Origin of the sequence: Chloroflexus sp., from assembly GCF_034431535.1 — a bacterium.
Taxonomy (GTDB): domain Bacteria; phylum Chloroflexota; class Chloroflexia; order Chloroflexales; family Chloroflexaceae; genus Chloroflexus.
The window spans coordinates 124089-139233 of sequence record NZ_DAOUDC010000049.1; the positions used below are offsets into that span (position 1 = coordinate 124089).

General features: G+C 60.6%; 11 protein-coding genes. 2 read left to right on the plus strand and 9 right to left on the minus strand.

The window, feature by feature from the left end; all coding sequences use genetic code 11:
- Nucleotides 1-12 precede the first annotated feature (12 nt).
- The 7 genes from U9R61_RS11835 to U9R61_RS11865 all read right to left on the minus strand — a co-directional run bounded on the left by U9R61_RS11835 (nt 13) and on the right by U9R61_RS11865 (nt 7751).
- Nucleotides 13-963, minus strand: coding sequence for a formimidoylglutamase (locus U9R61_RS11835; RefSeq protein WP_322489021.1), 951 nt, complete (start codon nt 961-963; stop codon nt 13-15).
- Nucleotides 960-1205 (minus strand): hypothetical protein, encoded by a 246-nt coding sequence (locus tag U9R61_RS11840; RefSeq protein ID WP_322489022.1) that lies wholly within the window; start codon nt 1203-1205, stop codon nt 960-962. Before U9R61_RS11840 ends, U9R61_RS11835 begins: the two co-directional genes overlap by 4 nt.
- Before the next feature lie 28 nt (nt 1206-1233).
- The gene (locus tag U9R61_RS11845) at nt 1234-1755 is read right to left on the minus strand and encodes an FHA domain-containing protein (protein WP_322489023.1); all 522 of its coding nucleotides are present in this window, start codon (nt 1753-1755) and stop codon (nt 1234-1236) included.
- A 17-nt stretch (nt 1756-1772) separates the two neighbouring features.
- Nucleotides 1773-3029 (minus strand): vWA domain-containing protein, encoded by a 1257-nt coding sequence (locus U9R61_RS11850; RefSeq protein ID WP_322489024.1) that lies wholly within the window; start codon nt 3027-3029, stop codon nt 1773-1775.
- Entirely contained in the window at nt 3026-3982 is a 957-nt protein-coding gene (locus U9R61_RS11855) for a PP2C family serine/threonine-protein phosphatase (protein ID WP_322489025.1), read from the minus strand. Before U9R61_RS11855 ends, U9R61_RS11850 begins: the two co-directional genes overlap by 4 nt.
- Nucleotides 3983-4009: 27 nt before the next feature.
- Entirely contained in the window at nt 4010-6079 is a 2070-nt protein-coding gene (locus U9R61_RS11860) for a PQQ-binding-like beta-propeller repeat protein (RefSeq protein WP_322489026.1), read from the minus strand.
- A gap of 187 nt (nt 6080-6266) precedes the next feature.
- The gene (locus tag U9R61_RS11865) at nt 6267-7751 is read right to left on the minus strand and encodes an FGGY family carbohydrate kinase (protein ID WP_322489027.1); all 1485 of its coding nucleotides are present in this window, start codon (nt 7749-7751) and stop codon (nt 6267-6269) included.
- 275 nt (nt 7752-8026) lie between these two features.
- On the opposite strand from U9R61_RS11865, the gene tgt reads away from it, so the two are divergent.
- Entirely contained in the window at nt 8027-9238 is a 1212-nt protein-coding gene (gene tgt, locus U9R61_RS11870) for a tRNA guanosine(34) transglycosylase Tgt (RefSeq protein WP_322489028.1), read from the plus strand.
- Between the two features lie 26 nt (nt 9239-9264).
- Here tgt and U9R61_RS11875 read toward each other — a convergent pair whose 3' ends face one another.
- Nucleotides 9265-9873, minus strand: coding sequence for a CvpA family protein (locus U9R61_RS11875; protein ID WP_322489029.1), 609 nt, complete (start codon nt 9871-9873; stop codon nt 9265-9267).
- 286 nt (nt 9874-10159) lie between these two features.
- Here U9R61_RS11875 and gap point away from each other — a divergent pair, with 286 nt between their 5' ends.
- The gene (gap, locus tag U9R61_RS11880; protein WP_322489030.1) at nt 10160-11185 is read left to right on the plus strand and encodes a type I glyceraldehyde-3-phosphate dehydrogenase; all 1026 of its coding nucleotides are present in this window, start codon (nt 10160-10162) and stop codon (nt 11183-11185) included.
- Nucleotides 11186-11300: 115 nt separating this feature from the next.
- Here gap and U9R61_RS11885 read toward each other — a convergent pair whose 3' ends face one another.
- The gene (locus U9R61_RS11885) at nt 11301-14906 is read right to left on the minus strand and encodes an SCO7613 C-terminal domain-containing membrane protein (RefSeq protein ID WP_322489031.1); all 3606 of its coding nucleotides are present in this window, start codon (nt 14904-14906) and stop codon (nt 11301-11303) included.
- Between the last annotated feature and the right edge of the window lie 239 nt (nt 14907-15145).

Sequence of the window (15145 nt, forward strand, 5' to 3'; positions counted from 1 at the left end):
TGATCCTTTACGTCAAGCATGGCTGCGCCCGGCAAACGCCGCCAGCGCATACCATAGTGCGACCGCCGCTAGCCGCGCTGTACAGGCATCAATATCGTACCGCGGATTCAGTTCGCTGAACTCGATCAAACGGGTACGATTTTCAGCGCCGGCCAGCAGCGCGAGCGCCACCAACTCATCGCCGCGCATGCCGAGCGGGTTAGGGGCGCTCACACCGGGAGCTTCGGCAGATTGTACCACGTCCAGATCGAACCCCCAGCCGATACTAGCCGCATCGCTAGCCGCCAACAGCGCCTGCACCGTCGCCGCAACACCGGCGCGGCGCGCTTCGCTGAGCTCGACGATTGTAGCGCCGCGTTCACGCAGATAAGTGGTATACACCGGCGAATTGGCATGGGGTTGCGTGCCGATCACCCAATACCGGCGCGGATCGATTACACCGGCTTCGATCAATTGGCGGTAGGGGGTGCCACTATTGGCGGGGTGATCGGCGCGCACATCGTAGTGGGCATCAATATTGATCGCCAATGGCGGCGCCGGCGCAGCGACGGCCAACGCTGCCATATCGGGGAAGCTGATGTCATTGCCGCCGCCGAGACTGATCAACAACTTACCGTCGGCGATAATCTGAGTGGCGATGGCGCGGTGACGATCGTGGATCGCATCCAGATCACCATTAACCGGCACATCACCGAGATCGCAGATAGGCAAATCGGCGATCCCAGCCACACCGAGCCGGTAGAGGCAACGCCGGATCGCAGTTGGCCCTTGGTCCGCGCCGGCCCGGCCCCGATTGCGTTGCACACCGAGATCTTGCGGGCAACCGAGGATCACCACCGCGGCAGAATCATAACCGGCGACGCCGGGGATCACCACTTCACCCAGCCGCCGGTCATTGGGATCATCACGGCGATAGAAGAGCTCGCTTGCGGGCGAAATGAGCTGTTGGAAGAGCGGCTTCACTGGCGGAAGAAATCGATCACTTGGCTGCGTTCTTCTTCGCTCGGCATCAGCTCGATGAACGTGATCCGATGCCACGGAAAGATCACCGCTTGCACGCCGGCGGCCAGATAGGGCACTGGCTTGCCATCGCGCTTGCGCATATTGGTGACTTTGATGAAGAGATCGCCGGGCTGCGGTTCATGATCCATATCGGCCAGCAGCGGATCTTCGCCGGTAAGATGAAGAATGACCGTTTTCGGCATAGAGAAGCCTCCGCGAATGTATCAAAACTTATGAACTCACCTCAAACCGAACCAACAGCATCCCAAACTGCACCTCATCACCGTGTTGCAACGGCATTGGCTGGCCGGGAGACAAACGCTGGCGGTTGAGAAACGTCCCGTTCGAGCTACCGAGATCTTCAAGCCCATAACAATTATTTGAACACACGATCCGGGCATGGCGGCGCGAGACGCCGGCATCATACCCACCATCGAGGCTGAAATCAACATCAGGAAAAAAGCCGCGCTGCTGATCTTTGCGTCCAATCAGCAATTCCGGCGCCGCCGGCAACTCAATCCGCCGGCCCGAACTCAGCACCACCAGCGCAATGGACGGCCCGATTGCCGGGTTGGCCGGCACCGGCAAAATCGTCGCCTCATCTTCAGTAAGTTCGGCTGACTCGGCGGCTGCGCGATTGAGCGAAGCGGTGGTTTGGCGTTGCGGTTTGGTAGTGATGAGGCTAGCGCCGCAGACGGTGCAGAAGATAGTACCATCGAGCTGTTGGGCTTGGCAGTAGCTGCAGATGATCATGGGTCTTCTACTCCGGCCTACGATGACTCGTCGCGCCCGATCAGGCCGCGCGTCCCGTACTTAATTCGCTTCCGTCCTTCGGCGCTAGCCTGCCCTGAGCGGAGCAAGCGGGTCGCCTCTTCCTGCACGGTGCGGGCCAATTCAACTTGACCCGCCTCGAAGAGGCGGGTACCGGCCATTTGCAAGCGCCGGGTCGCCTCTTCCAACTTGCCCGCTTCGACAGCCTGCCACGCGCTGGCTTGCAACCGGTAAGCAACCAGCCGTTCAAGCCAGTGTTTCACCGTCGGATCAACACTATCGCCGACCTCATCAGGGTTGCGAAACGCGACCGGCAGCGTCTGCTCTTGACTTTGGATTGTGCTATCGCTGCCCGGCGTGCGGTAACGCAGAGTGAGGCGCAGCAAGGTATGCTGGCCAACCGGCAACGGCGGCACCACCATCTCAAGCAACAACGCTTGAGTATCGCTCTCTGGCCAATCGCCGAGCGCCGTCGTCCAGACAAAATCCGCCTCTTCGATCACTGGCAGCGGCCCGATAAAGGGACGCACCCGATCGAGCGAGCGCACCAACGCCTGCGGCGGCAAGGCCAGCCGCACCTGTACATCTTGGGCAAACAGGTTCTGCATGCGCTCGACTTCAGCGGTGAAGACCTTGGTGATCTCGTTGGCGGAAGTGATATAGTGCGTGCGGCTATTCTCGCGAGCGGCGATCGTCTCCAGCAAATCTTCATTCCACTCACTGCCGATCCCCAGCGCCGTAATCCCGATCCCGCGCGATTGGGCGCGGCGAGCAATCTCGACGCAGCGGCCTTCATCGCCATAGGTGCGGCCATCGGTGAGCAAGAGCAAGCGATGAACGGCGCGCGGCATCATGGCCCGTTGCAATTCTTGCACCCCCAACGCCAAGCCTGTGGCCATCTCGGTGCCGCCAGCAGCCTCAATCGCGCTGATATGGCGCTTAATTTCCTGCCGCGCCCGCGCCAGTTGGGCCGACACCACCACCTCGGCGCGATCGTTAAACGTCACTAGCGCAAAGCTTTCGTTATCACCGAGCAGGTCGAGAATCTGCATCGCCGCCTGCTTGACCTGCTGCAGCCGTTCGCCGCGCATCGAGGAGCTGCGGTCAATGACCAAACAAAGATTGATCGGCAAGCGCGGCATCTTGGTCGCACCGCTTTGGGCCACCACCTCAATCAGCGCATAAAGCAATTGCGGCTCGGCGCTAGCCGGCAACACACTACGGCTTAGCGTGATGCGCAGATCAACCTTGCTCATCGCTGGCCCTCATCGAGCGGCAACGACACCACAACCGCCGAGATATTGTCATCGCCGCCAGCCAAGTTGGCTAGCGCGATCAACTCGCGGCAGACATCGTGCGGCCATGGGCTATGCTGCAACGCCCGTTCCATCGTCTTTTCGTCCACCATGCTCCACAGGCCATCGCTACATAAGACGATATGCGAGCAATTATTGAGCTGGTGATAGACAAAATCAACCGCTACCTGCGGCTGCTGGCCGATCGTGCGATAGAGTTGGTTGCGCAACGGATGCTCGCGCGCTTCATCGGGATCGAGCTGGCCGAGCGCAATCAACCGCCCTACGGTGGAGTGGTCGGTCGTGAGCTGGCGCAACCCGCCCGGCTCATACACATAGCAGCGCGAATCGCCGACGTGGGCGACATAGAGGCCATGGCCGATCACCAATGCCGCCGTGCAGGTCGTGCCCATATCAGAACCGAGCGCCTGAGCTTCGCGCCAAATCGCGGCATTCGCCTCTTGCACCGATTCGATCATCAGCGGTTGCAACGCCTCAAGCAATCCATCTTCGATCACCGGCAAGACAAGGCGTTCCAGCACACTAGTCAGCACCGTCTGCACGGCCAACCGGCTGGCCACTTCACCACCCTGATGGCCGCCCATGCCATCAGCCACGATAAACAGCCCTACCGGTACATCACTGCTCTCGCGCGGCAAGGTCATAATCATCGCTAAGGCGCAATCTTGATTCGTTTCCCGCACCCGGCCAATGTCGCGCACAGCGGCAGCGGCAAAGCCCTGCGCCGAACGACGCAGCGTCAAAGACGGCTGGTAATCGTAACCGATCTGGCGCGTACCGTCTTCTTCAGGCGGCGTCAGCCCCATCGGTGCCAACAGTTCTGGCAGTGAGTCCGCCGGATGCAAAGGTTGCGTGGGTGAGTCATCGTGAGCTGGCACAGTTTCGTCCGGCATAGCGGCACCATTCCCTTGCCCTGCAAATCACGCTTTGAGCGCATAGAGATGATGATCCATCGAGCCAATATAGACCACGCCATTGACAATCATCGGCGATGAGACGATAGGGCCATCGGTGAGGTATTTCCAGATCAACTGGCCGCTACCGGCATCGAGACAGTAGATTGCCTGATCGACGGAGCCAAAATAGAGCCGGCCACCTTCAACCCGTGGCGACGAGGTGATCTGGCTGCCAACCTCATACTTCCAGACCAAGCGCCCGTTCTTGGTATCGAGCGCGTACATATTGCCATCGACACCGCCGACAAACACCCGCGTGCCGACCACGAACGGCGAGGAGTTGATGTAATGGCCGGTGCGAAAGCGCCACGCCGGCCAGCCGCCTTCGGCATCGAGCGCATAGAGGTTTTGGTCGAGCGAGCCGACAAAGACCAACCCATCGCTACAGGTTGGCGACGAACGAACCGGCTGTTGGGTGCGCTGCTTCCACTTCACCGCACCGGTGCGCACATCGAGGCAATAGACATTACCATCATCACCGCCAATAAAGATCGACGAACCGTTAATGCAGGCCGACGAGCGGATCGGATTCCACGTGCGGTACTTCCAGATCAACGTGCCACGGAGACCATCGATGGCATACACGTGTTGATCATCAGAACCAACAACGATCACGCGGTCTTCAATGCGCGGCGACGAGCGGATCGGCTTTTCGGTGCGGAATGTCCAGCGTGGTGTACCGCGCCGCACATCGAGCGCATAGAGCGAACCATCTTCCGAACCGATGTAGACCATATCTTGCGACACTGCCGGCGACGAGCTAATGCCGCCTTGCGTGGCATACTTCCAGCGAAACTCGCCGCGGACAGCATCAACGGCGTAGATATTGGTATCGTAACAGCCGACAAAGACCAAACCGCCGCTGACAAACGGCGACGATCGCACCTCGTCTTCGCACGTAAACCGCCAGACCAGCTCGGTCGTTTGTGCGCTCTTCCCTTTCCCGACGACCGGAGCAGCAACTGCCGGCTTCCCTCCAACCGTCTCGGCTAAGGAGGGCACGGTGAGCAACGCCTGCCGGAACTCTTCGGCGCTCTGCCAACGGGCCGCCATATCATATTCGAGCGCCCGCATCACCACGGCTTCCATTTCTGGCGAAACCGCGGGGTTAATCTGACGGATCGGACGTTCTTGGAAGGTAAACGGCGTTTCGAGGCGCGGATCGGTATTGGTGAGCAGATGGTGCAACGTCGCGCCGAGCGCATAAATATCACCGACCGGCTCGGCAATGCCGCGATACTGTTCGGGCGGTGAGTAGCCTTCGGTGCCGATCATGGTGCCCTTGGCATTGCTGCGATTGAGGTTACGAGCAATGCCAAAGTCGATGAGCACGATTCGATCATCACCGACCACCATCACGTTCGATGGTTTCATATCGCGAAAGACGACCGATTCCGGCTTGTGATTATGCAAATACGATAGCACCTCGCAAATTTGCAATGCCCACCGCGCCACCCGCGCTTCATCGAGCGGCTTGCCGTTTTCTTCCAAGACCGTCTCAAGGTCTTTACCGGGGATAAATTCGAGGACGAGGTAGACTTTACCGTGCTCTTCAAAAAAGTCGTAGACTTTGGGAATCGCAGGGTGTTGCAGGGTAGCTAACAAGCCAGCTTCGCGCTGAAAGTTCTTGAGATTGAGCAGGCGTGTTTGCGAGTCAAGCGCGCTCTGCGCCATTTCTTTTATCGCGCAATAGCGCACCACATCTTTGAACCGCAAGTCGCGCCCGCGGTAGACGACGCTCATACCGCCAATCCCGATTGGACCCTCGACGTGGTAACGTCCTTGGAGAACGGTGCCGGCGTTGAGCATCACCGGCGCGACTGGCGCCGGTTGGCCAGCGGGCCGCGCTGCCATCTGGCGCGTGCCTTCGTCCGCTTCGCCGGCAGGCCGCGCTGCCATCTGGCGCGTGCCTTCGTCAGACGCAGACGATGGCATAGATGGGCCGATCTGGCGTGTGCCCTCATCAGCAGCAGCGCCGCTTTCGGGAGGTTGTGCGTTAACAGATTTGGTGCCAACCCGTTTGATCAAGCCCATGAGTCACCTCGTCCATTGGTTACGCCAGCGATAGTGAGACATATTGGCAAGTTTGTTCCTCTATTATAGAAGGTGTTGTTCGCTTCGGCAACCGTATCAAGACACCATAGAGCTATTACGAATATTCCTTGTTTTGTGCCTGATTTTTGATGGAAGCGAGACGGCCGTGCGGCTGTACAGAGATGGATCAGTGCGCCGGTTGCCACCCTTGCACGCGAGCAATCGCCATCCGCCACCGTCCGACGTGGGCCTCGCGTTCGGCGGCGGTTGTGCGCGGCGCAAACCACGTCGTCGTATCATCAACCAGCGCCGGCAAGGACTGCGGCGACCACACACCGGCCCCAACCCCGGCCAGTAGCGCCACGCCGCGGGCCGTGGTTTCGGTATCGCGGGCGCGCACCAACATCACCCCGCTCAGATCGGCTTGAATTTGGCAAGCCAGATCGCTGGCTGCCAAGCCACCACCCACCCGCAGTTCAGTGATGGTGAGCCCAGCCTCAGCCTGCATCGTTGCCAGAATATCGGCTAATTGGAAGCCAATCGACTCATAGAAAGCGCGGGCGATATGGCCCACCTGCACCCCTAACGCCAAGCCAAAGAGCGCGCCGCGCGCGCTGCGATCTTCGCTCGGCACCCCCAACCCGTTGAGCGCAGGCACAAAGACCACGCCGCCGCTGTCGGGCACCATCGCTGCGTGCCGGTCGAGATCGGCGACGCGCCGCACCAAACCGATCTCGCGCAGCCAATTGGCCGCTGCGCCGGTGGTCGTCATATCGGCTTCGAGGGCATAGGTTGGCGCACCACCAATCTCCCATGCCAAATAGGTTTTGCAAATGCCTTGCGGCGGCGCATGTGGGCCAACCACCGCATTCACAAACGAGGCGGTGCCATGAGTCGCCACTGCTTGGCCGGGGGAACGGCAATCATAGCCAAACAGAGCCGATTGCTGGTCGGTGATCATCGCCAACACCGGCACTGCTGCGCCATCGATATGCAACTCGCCGAAATGGTAAATCGTCGGGCGAGAGATGGGCAGCGCCGCACGCGGAATCTGGAGCGCCTCAATCCACTCATCCCATAGCGTGCGCCGGCGCGGATCGTAGACGGTCATCGCCTGCAACAGTGAGTGGTCAAGCGCGTGTTCTGCCGGGCAGCCGAGCGCCTGCACGATCCACCCGGCGGCCAGCGACACCCGCAACACGCCTTGCTCGGCGGCGCGGCGAAACGCGGCATCGTGCTGCATCCGCCATGCCATGTGCATCGCGCTGGCGTAGGGGCCGGGGAACTGGCCCAACCGTTCGCGCCGCTGCGGCCCCAACGGTGTATCAGCCAACGCTGCCACCAACGACGCGGTACGCAAGTCTTGCCACGTGATCGCATTACCAATCGGGCGACCGGTACGGGCATGCCACGCAAAGACGGTATCGCGCTGCGAGGTGATCCCGCAGGCGATCAGGTCGCTGCCACGCACGCTAGCACGGGTGAGCGCCTCATTGATCGCCTCGGCCACACTGCGCGCAATCGCGCGCGGTCGCTGCTCAACCCATCCCGGCTGGGGATAGACCCGCCCAACGGCGCGGTAGCCATACCCCCGCACGTGGCCTTCATCATCGTAAATCACGGCGCGGCTGCCACTGCCGCCTTGATCGATGGCGAGAATGTAGCGTCTCACAGGGTTGCCTCGTCACGTATCGGGCGAATAGGGGGCATTATACCACGTTGCCGCACGTGATTAGGGGCCGCACAGATGCCGGTGCAATCGGTTATAATACGGCCATGAGGAGCCGCACGGCTGTGCGGCTCTACGGTTGTTTGGGGATCAGATTGGCAGTCGCACGGCTGTGCGGCTGTACATTGGGGATCAGATTGGACACCGCACAGCCGTGCGGCTAAACATCAGTTGTCGTAGTGGGAGCCGCACAGCCATGCGGCTCTACGGTAGGAATCATGTCGCATTTTACGATTACTGCTCGTGATCCATACAGCCGCGCCCGCGCTGGCGTGTTGCAAACCGCTCACGGCGCGGTTGCGACGCCGGTCTTTATGCCGGTCGGCACGCGCGCCACGGTCAAATCGCTCAGTCCGCACGAACTGCGCGACCATGGCGCGTCCATCATTCTCGGCAATACCTACCACCTCTACTTACAGCCGGGCCACGAGCTGATCGCGCGCCACGGCGGCCTACATGGCTTTATGAGCTGGGATGGCCCCATCCTAACTGACAGCGGCGGGTTTCAGGTCTTTTCGCTGGTCTACGGCGGGATCGCCGATGAGGTCAAGGGCCGGCGACCAGCGCACCCATCCCGCCTAAGTGATATGGTGACAGTGACCGAAGAGGCAGTCATTTTCAAATCATACCTCGACGGCTCGCGCCACGTCTTTACGCCGGAAAGGAGCATCGAGGTGCAGCATCATCTCGGCGCAGACGTGATCGTCTGCTTCGATGAACTACCACCATTCCGGGCCGGTTACGACTACACGGCGCAAAGCATGGCCCGCACCCACCGCTGGGCCGAACGCTGCCTCACGGCGCACCAGCAGCGCAACCGCACCGCACTGCCCAACCCCAATCAACTGTTGTTTGGGATCGTGCATGGCGGCATCTTCCCCGACCTGCGGCGGGCAAGCGCCGAAGTGATTGGCAGGATGGATTTTGATGGCCTCTGCATCGGGGGATCGTTAGGGGCTAACAAAGAGCAGATGTACGAGGTCGTGGATATGACCGTGCCCTATCTGCCCGACGGTATGGCTCACCACCTGTTGGGGGTCGGCGATGTTGATGATCTGTTGGAAGGAGTAGCGCGGGGCATCGATATGTTTGATTGCGTCAGCCCAACCCGGCTGGGGCGGCACGGCGCGGTGCTAGTGCGCAACCGCGAGCGGAACTGGCGGCTGAACGTGACCAATGCCTCGTTACGCGACGATCCGGGGCCGTTGCAAGCTGGCTGCACCTGCTACACCTGCCGCCACTTCTCACGCGCCTATATCCACCATCTCTACCGCTCGAAAGAGCTGCTCGGCATTAGGCTGGTCAGCCTGCACAATGTCGCGTTCCTGCTCAACCTGATGGCCGAAGTGCGCGCAGCGCTGGCAGCCGGCAGGTTTGGCGAATTGTACGAAGAATGGTTAGGCAAACCGCTGATCAGCGTAACACGATAACACAGGCGGCATAGCAGCACATGCTGTTATCGCCGCCGCCGCTCAATTGCACGATTGATCTGTTCGAGCACGCGCAGATCGGCTTCTTTGGGGGAACGCGGCGCATCAGCGTACAGCGCGCGCTCGGTGCGGAAGAGATGCAGAAGACGCACCACGAGTATCACCCCGCCAAGCAACGTCAGCGCTAACATCCCCCATGGCAGCCATGCAATGACCAGCGGTGTTACCAAGGTCGTTGCCAACCGATCGGCGTTTGTCACTTCCGGCCACGCAACCCCAGCGTAGCGCACAAGGTACGTTATGACGAGAGCAGCATTCATGACACCGAACGCGGCCCCGATCAAGCGATGAGACCACTCGGCGGCATCCTCTAGCCCAAACTCGATGATCATATCGATGCCGTAGCCGATGATCATCGCCAGAACCAGCAATCCACTTAACGTGACAAAGAGTGGCCAGCCATCGGCCAACCCGGCGCGCCCGAGCAGATTGATAACCCCATCCCGCCATAGATCAACCAGTACGGCGCCGATCAGGGTGCCCACGAGCGCAAACCCGCTTGGCCAAGCGCCGCGGCGTAATCCAACGATGGTGAAGAGGATGAGAAGAATGACTGCCCCCACATCGATTGCCATACGCCACTCCTTCAGTGTTGAACTTAGATTACTATGTATTGTAGCAGATGTGTCAAGCAATGGCCCAGCGGGGATCACTATGAGCACACAAGGCCATTCACTGTCCCATCATTCCGCTGTAGGCCATTGAGTAGGCATTTCTCCACCTGATGAGCAAGAATTGGTATGCGAGCCGCTGCACAAAGATGCTATAATGACCGCGTCAGACAATGGTTGTCTGTCGTACCATTGCTGCTCACGGTATCTCTCACTGGAGCGCAATCGTTTGAGTGCTAAGGAGGCTTGCATGGTTCGCGTCGCTATCAACGGTTTCGGCCGGATCGGGCGTCAGAGCTTCAAGGCGATGCTGGAGTACTATCCCGAAGAGTTTGAGATTGTCGCGATTAATGACCTCACTGACGCCAAAACGCTGGCGCATCTCTTGCGGTACGATTCAACCTACGGCGCCTTCGATGGCGAGGTAACAGTGACCGAGAAGGCGATTGTCGTTGAGCAGGATGATGTGCGCTACGAGTTGCTGACACTCGCCGAGCGTGATCCGGCGGCGTTGCCGTGGAAGGAGCTGGGGGTCGATATCGTGATCGAGTCGACCGGTCGCTTTACCGATGCCGAGAAGGCCAAGGCCCACCTCGCGGCGGGGGCCAAGAAGGTGATTATTACCGCGCCGGCCAAAGGTGAAGATATCACTATCTGCTTGGGCGTGAACGATGCGAAGTACGACCACGAGAAGCACCACATTATCTCGAATGCATCCTGCACGACCAATTGTCTCGCGCCGGTGGCGAAGGTGCTTAACGATCGCTTCGGCATCGAGCGCGGGTTGATGACGACGATCCACTCGTATACGATGGATCAAAACTTGCAGGATAACGTCCACAAAGACCTGCGCCGGGCGCGGGCAGCGGCGATCAACATGGTGCCCACCACCACCGGCGCCGCCAAAGCTGTGGCATTGGTCATTCCTGAGCTGAAGGGCAAGTTCCACGGCTATGCCGTGCGCGTGCCGACGCCGACCGTCTCGATGGTCGATTTCTCGGTCTTGCTCAGCACCAAGACCTCGGTCGAAGCGATTAACCAAGCCTTCATCGAGGCAAGCGAGAGCGAGGAGCTGGAGGGCATCCTCGGCATCAGCAACGATGAGCTGGTCAGCACCGACTTTATCGGCACCACCTACAGCAGCGTGGTTGACCTGCCGCTGACAATGAGCATGGGTGACGATTTCTTCAAGATCGTCGCGTGGTACGACAACGAGTGGGGCTATTCAGTGCGCGTCGCCGATTTGACGGCGCTGGTGGCCGACCGGTTTGAATAATCGGATGGGCGGTAGTAGGGGCAGGTTTCCAACCTACCCCTACTACCGCCACTGTTGCAACCGCGCCGCCTATACCCTTGATGTTCCTCGAAAGTGGCAAAACCGCCTGCCCCTACTACTGCCACTGTTGCAACCGCGCCGCCCAATCGCGCCCTGCCCGGCGCAATTGCTCTTGTTGCCGTTCTAACACAACGTAGGCCAGCAACATCAGCAAACCTAATAACCCCAACAAGAGCCACTGATTGAGCAGCCGCGCCGCATTGGCCGCTAGCCACAATACTCCCAACACAAAACTGGCAATCCCCCCGATAAATGGCAATCGCAAGCGCGCCAGCGCGCCATAGACGGCTACCAGCAGCGACTCGCCGCTAACCAGCAGGATGTAGCCGATATTGTCGGGCGATCCAGCCGCTTGGAGGAAGGTGGCGCCGAGCAATACCGCGACACCACCGGCATCGATCAAGCGGGCCAGTTGATCTTGGCGTTGGAAGTGACGGATTCCGTTCGCCAGCGCGAGTAGATAGACGCCGACCGGAATCACGTAGAACTGCATCTCGCGCAAATCCCAGACGAGGAATTGGCCGAGGCTGGCGGCGACAAAGGCCGCACCGGCCAGATAGGCGTACTCGCTGCGCCGTTCCCGCACCGTTGCCGTGACCAAGACCACGCCAGTATTCATTAGCGCGACCACCAGCGCGCGCAATTCCAGCATTGCGATCGCAACGAAAATCACTGTCGCCAGCACCGGCAACCAGAGCGTAGCGCGCTGCCAGATCGTCCCCAACGCCACCCGGCGCACGGCCCAGCCGGCCACCATAATCGGCGCCAGCGCCAACACCAACCATGCCGACTGCCACGGCCCGTCCACTCCCATCTGTGCGATCCAGCCGGCAAGGCTGCCGATGAACGCGATAACGCTAAACACAGCGCCGAGCTCGCTCTGTTCGGACACTGCGATCACGGCAATGATCAGCGCACAGAACAATAACGGTAGCGCGAGGCTGCTCAAGCTGCTGTTGACAAGCAGCGCCAGCGCGATCAGGGCGGTCATACCGCCGATACTGTAACTATCTACTCCGAGCGCGCGCACCGTTGTATCCGTCCGCCACCGGCGCCCGCCAGCGCCGCCAAGACCAAGGAACGCCGCCGTGAGCAGCAGCGTCCAGCCGATCACTGTTGCATTGTGGGGAAAGAGCCAGTTGGCGATGCCGCCCACTGTGACCACCAATTGCACCACAGTGAGACTCATAATCCGCCAGCGCCGGTAGGCTGCTGCACCGAGCGCCAGAATGACGGTCGCACCGCCGGCAGCCAAAGGCAAATTGGCGGCACGCGCCGGCGTCGCCAGCGCCGCCAGCAACGCCGGTGCCGGCAGTACCAACGCCGTTGCCAAGGCCAACTGCGCATACGGACGGTCAAACTGCGGCCAACGGCGCAGGATCAGCGCCATCACGCCAGCGCCGACGCTCAGCGGCAACGCCAGCACCGCAAGCGCATCCAGCTCGCCTTCCCAACGCAGAAACTCGCCGGCCACCGCCAGCAGCCACGCCCACGCGAGCATGAACGCTGCCGGATAACCAAGCTGCCAGCGTTGCCAGATAAAACTCAACGCCAGCCACACCGCACTGGCAATGAGCGCGGCGCTCAGAGCGGCCAGACTCGGCTCAAACAGGGCGCCAACCAGCAATAGTGTACTGCTGCCGCCAAGCACTCCGCCCCAAAAGAGGGCCGGCAACGTCCAGTAAGCAAACGCGCCGCGCCGGAGCAGACTGCCGCCAAGTCCATAGCTGCTCGCCACCACCGTGCCGGCGAGGAGGTAATGGTCAAACGTGTTCAGCCAACCAAGTCGTTCGAGGCTACTCGCCACCACCGCCAACGCCGCGGTCAGACTCGCCAGCGCCCACACACTGTCGCGCTCACGGAACGCATTCCAGCCGTAGAGTGCAGTCGCCAGCGCCAGCGACGGTATGCGCAAGGCCGGATCAAGCCATGCGGTGATGAATGCACCCAACGCGATCAACGCCGCCCCCATCCAACGCAACACTGGCGGGGCATAGCTGATGCGCCCGCTGAACGGCGCTGCGTGCAAAGCAAAGCCAACGCCGCCGATGAGCAGCGTGACCAGCCCGCGCTGGCCCCACATCTCAACCAACGACGCCGCCCATGCGGTCAGCAAGCCAATTGCTAGCCCCAACACCACACTGCCGGCCAGCGCGCGATTTGGTTGCAACACCGCCAGCCGCCCGCGTTCGAGCAACCCGATCACCAACCCACCGGCCAGCAGCAGCAACGGATAGCTCTGGCCGACAGCCGTTCGATCAAGCGCACTCAACAGCACAACCACCAGCAACAGCGGCGCGATGGTCAACAACGGCGTTGCATACGCCTGTTCCCGCCGCTCAACCAGCGCCGCCATCCCCACATACCCCAACAAGAGAGCGGCAAAACTCAGATTTACCCAGCGCAGGCCAAAATCGGGCAGAGCCGCCCCAATCAACACCGCCACCGGCAAGGTCAGCACCATCAACCACACCCAGCGCGGTTGCCGTTCGAGCCATGCCGCAACCGCGCTGAACGCGCTGCCCAAGCCAAACACGATCATCGCTGGCAAGGCCTCGATTGCCGTCGGCGCGGTGGCGAAAAGACTGAGGCTGACCGACAACGATAGCGGCGGCCCGGCCCACTGGACAATACGCGGCCCCAACGCGAGCGGAGCCCCGCTGCTGCGGACCAACCGGCGGGCAACCAACAGCGCCAGAAACCACAACCCAAACGCCCACACCGACTGCCAACGGGTAGCGACATCCCACTGCCAAAACGCGCTACCCAACGCACCAACCGCGGCAGCACTGGCCGACACACTGTAAAACACGCGACGGGTGGCATACGCACCGCCGATGTAGAGCAGCATACTCAAGCTACTCACCGCTAGCAACGCCGTATCGGTATCGAGATCGAGCAAGCCGGGCCGGGTCAGCGAGAAGATAACGATCGGCGCCAACAGCGCCGCCACTGAACTGAGGTTGCGCCCGGCGGCAGCAAAGCCTTCCCGCTGCTCGACCCAGCGCCCCAACCCCCACAACCCACCGGTCAAGACGGCCAATATCCCCACTTGGACAATGGGCAGGAAGCTGTTCCAGTTAAAGATCACCAGCACCAAACTGGAAATAACCACCAAAAACGCGCCGATAACTAACAGCATCCGGCGCGTCCCGAGCGAGAGCAGGGCAGCAAAGATTGGCGGAACCCGGTCGGCCCGCGATGGTTGGGGAGGGAGCGGCGGAGGCGGCGGTGCGCTAGACGGCGTAACCGGTTCGGCAGTGACCGGCGACGATGGCGCCATACTCGACGGTGCAACTGCTAGTTCAGGCGCTGCTGGCATCATATTCGGCGGCTCAATCGACGGCAGTGAAACCGGTGTGACTGGTTGCACGACCGCAGGCTCGGGCGACGGTTCAGGAGCATTCGGCGCTGGTGGTGCAGAGACAACAGCTGACGGCACCGTGGCGCCCTGTTTCTCTAGCAGCAAGAGCACCTGCTCGGCGGTAGTGGCATCAATTTGTTTCGTTTGCAGCCAAAAACGCACCAAATTAGCGAAGTGATCCTCCGGTTTGATCTTAAAACTCTTCACCATCATTCCCATGCCAAGTCCTATGCCCCATGCGGTGAGCACTAGTGGCAATAGGCAACATAAGACCAGCAAGAGCAAACTATTTTCCATGCAGCACTCCGAACGTGGCAAACGGTACGATAAAATCATCATAGCAGACGGAAAACGCTGAAACGGTAACATTTTTTGCAAAATTTTTGGGCAGGCGGACGAGTGTTCATACAGCCCCCACCCCAACCCCCGCTGGGGGAGGGAGCAAGTACTAGCCCCCGTGCGCTTCCTGTCATTGCGAGGGCGCGCAGCGCCCGTGGCAATCCCCCCCTGCGGCGGCACACGTGCCTGAGGGCATG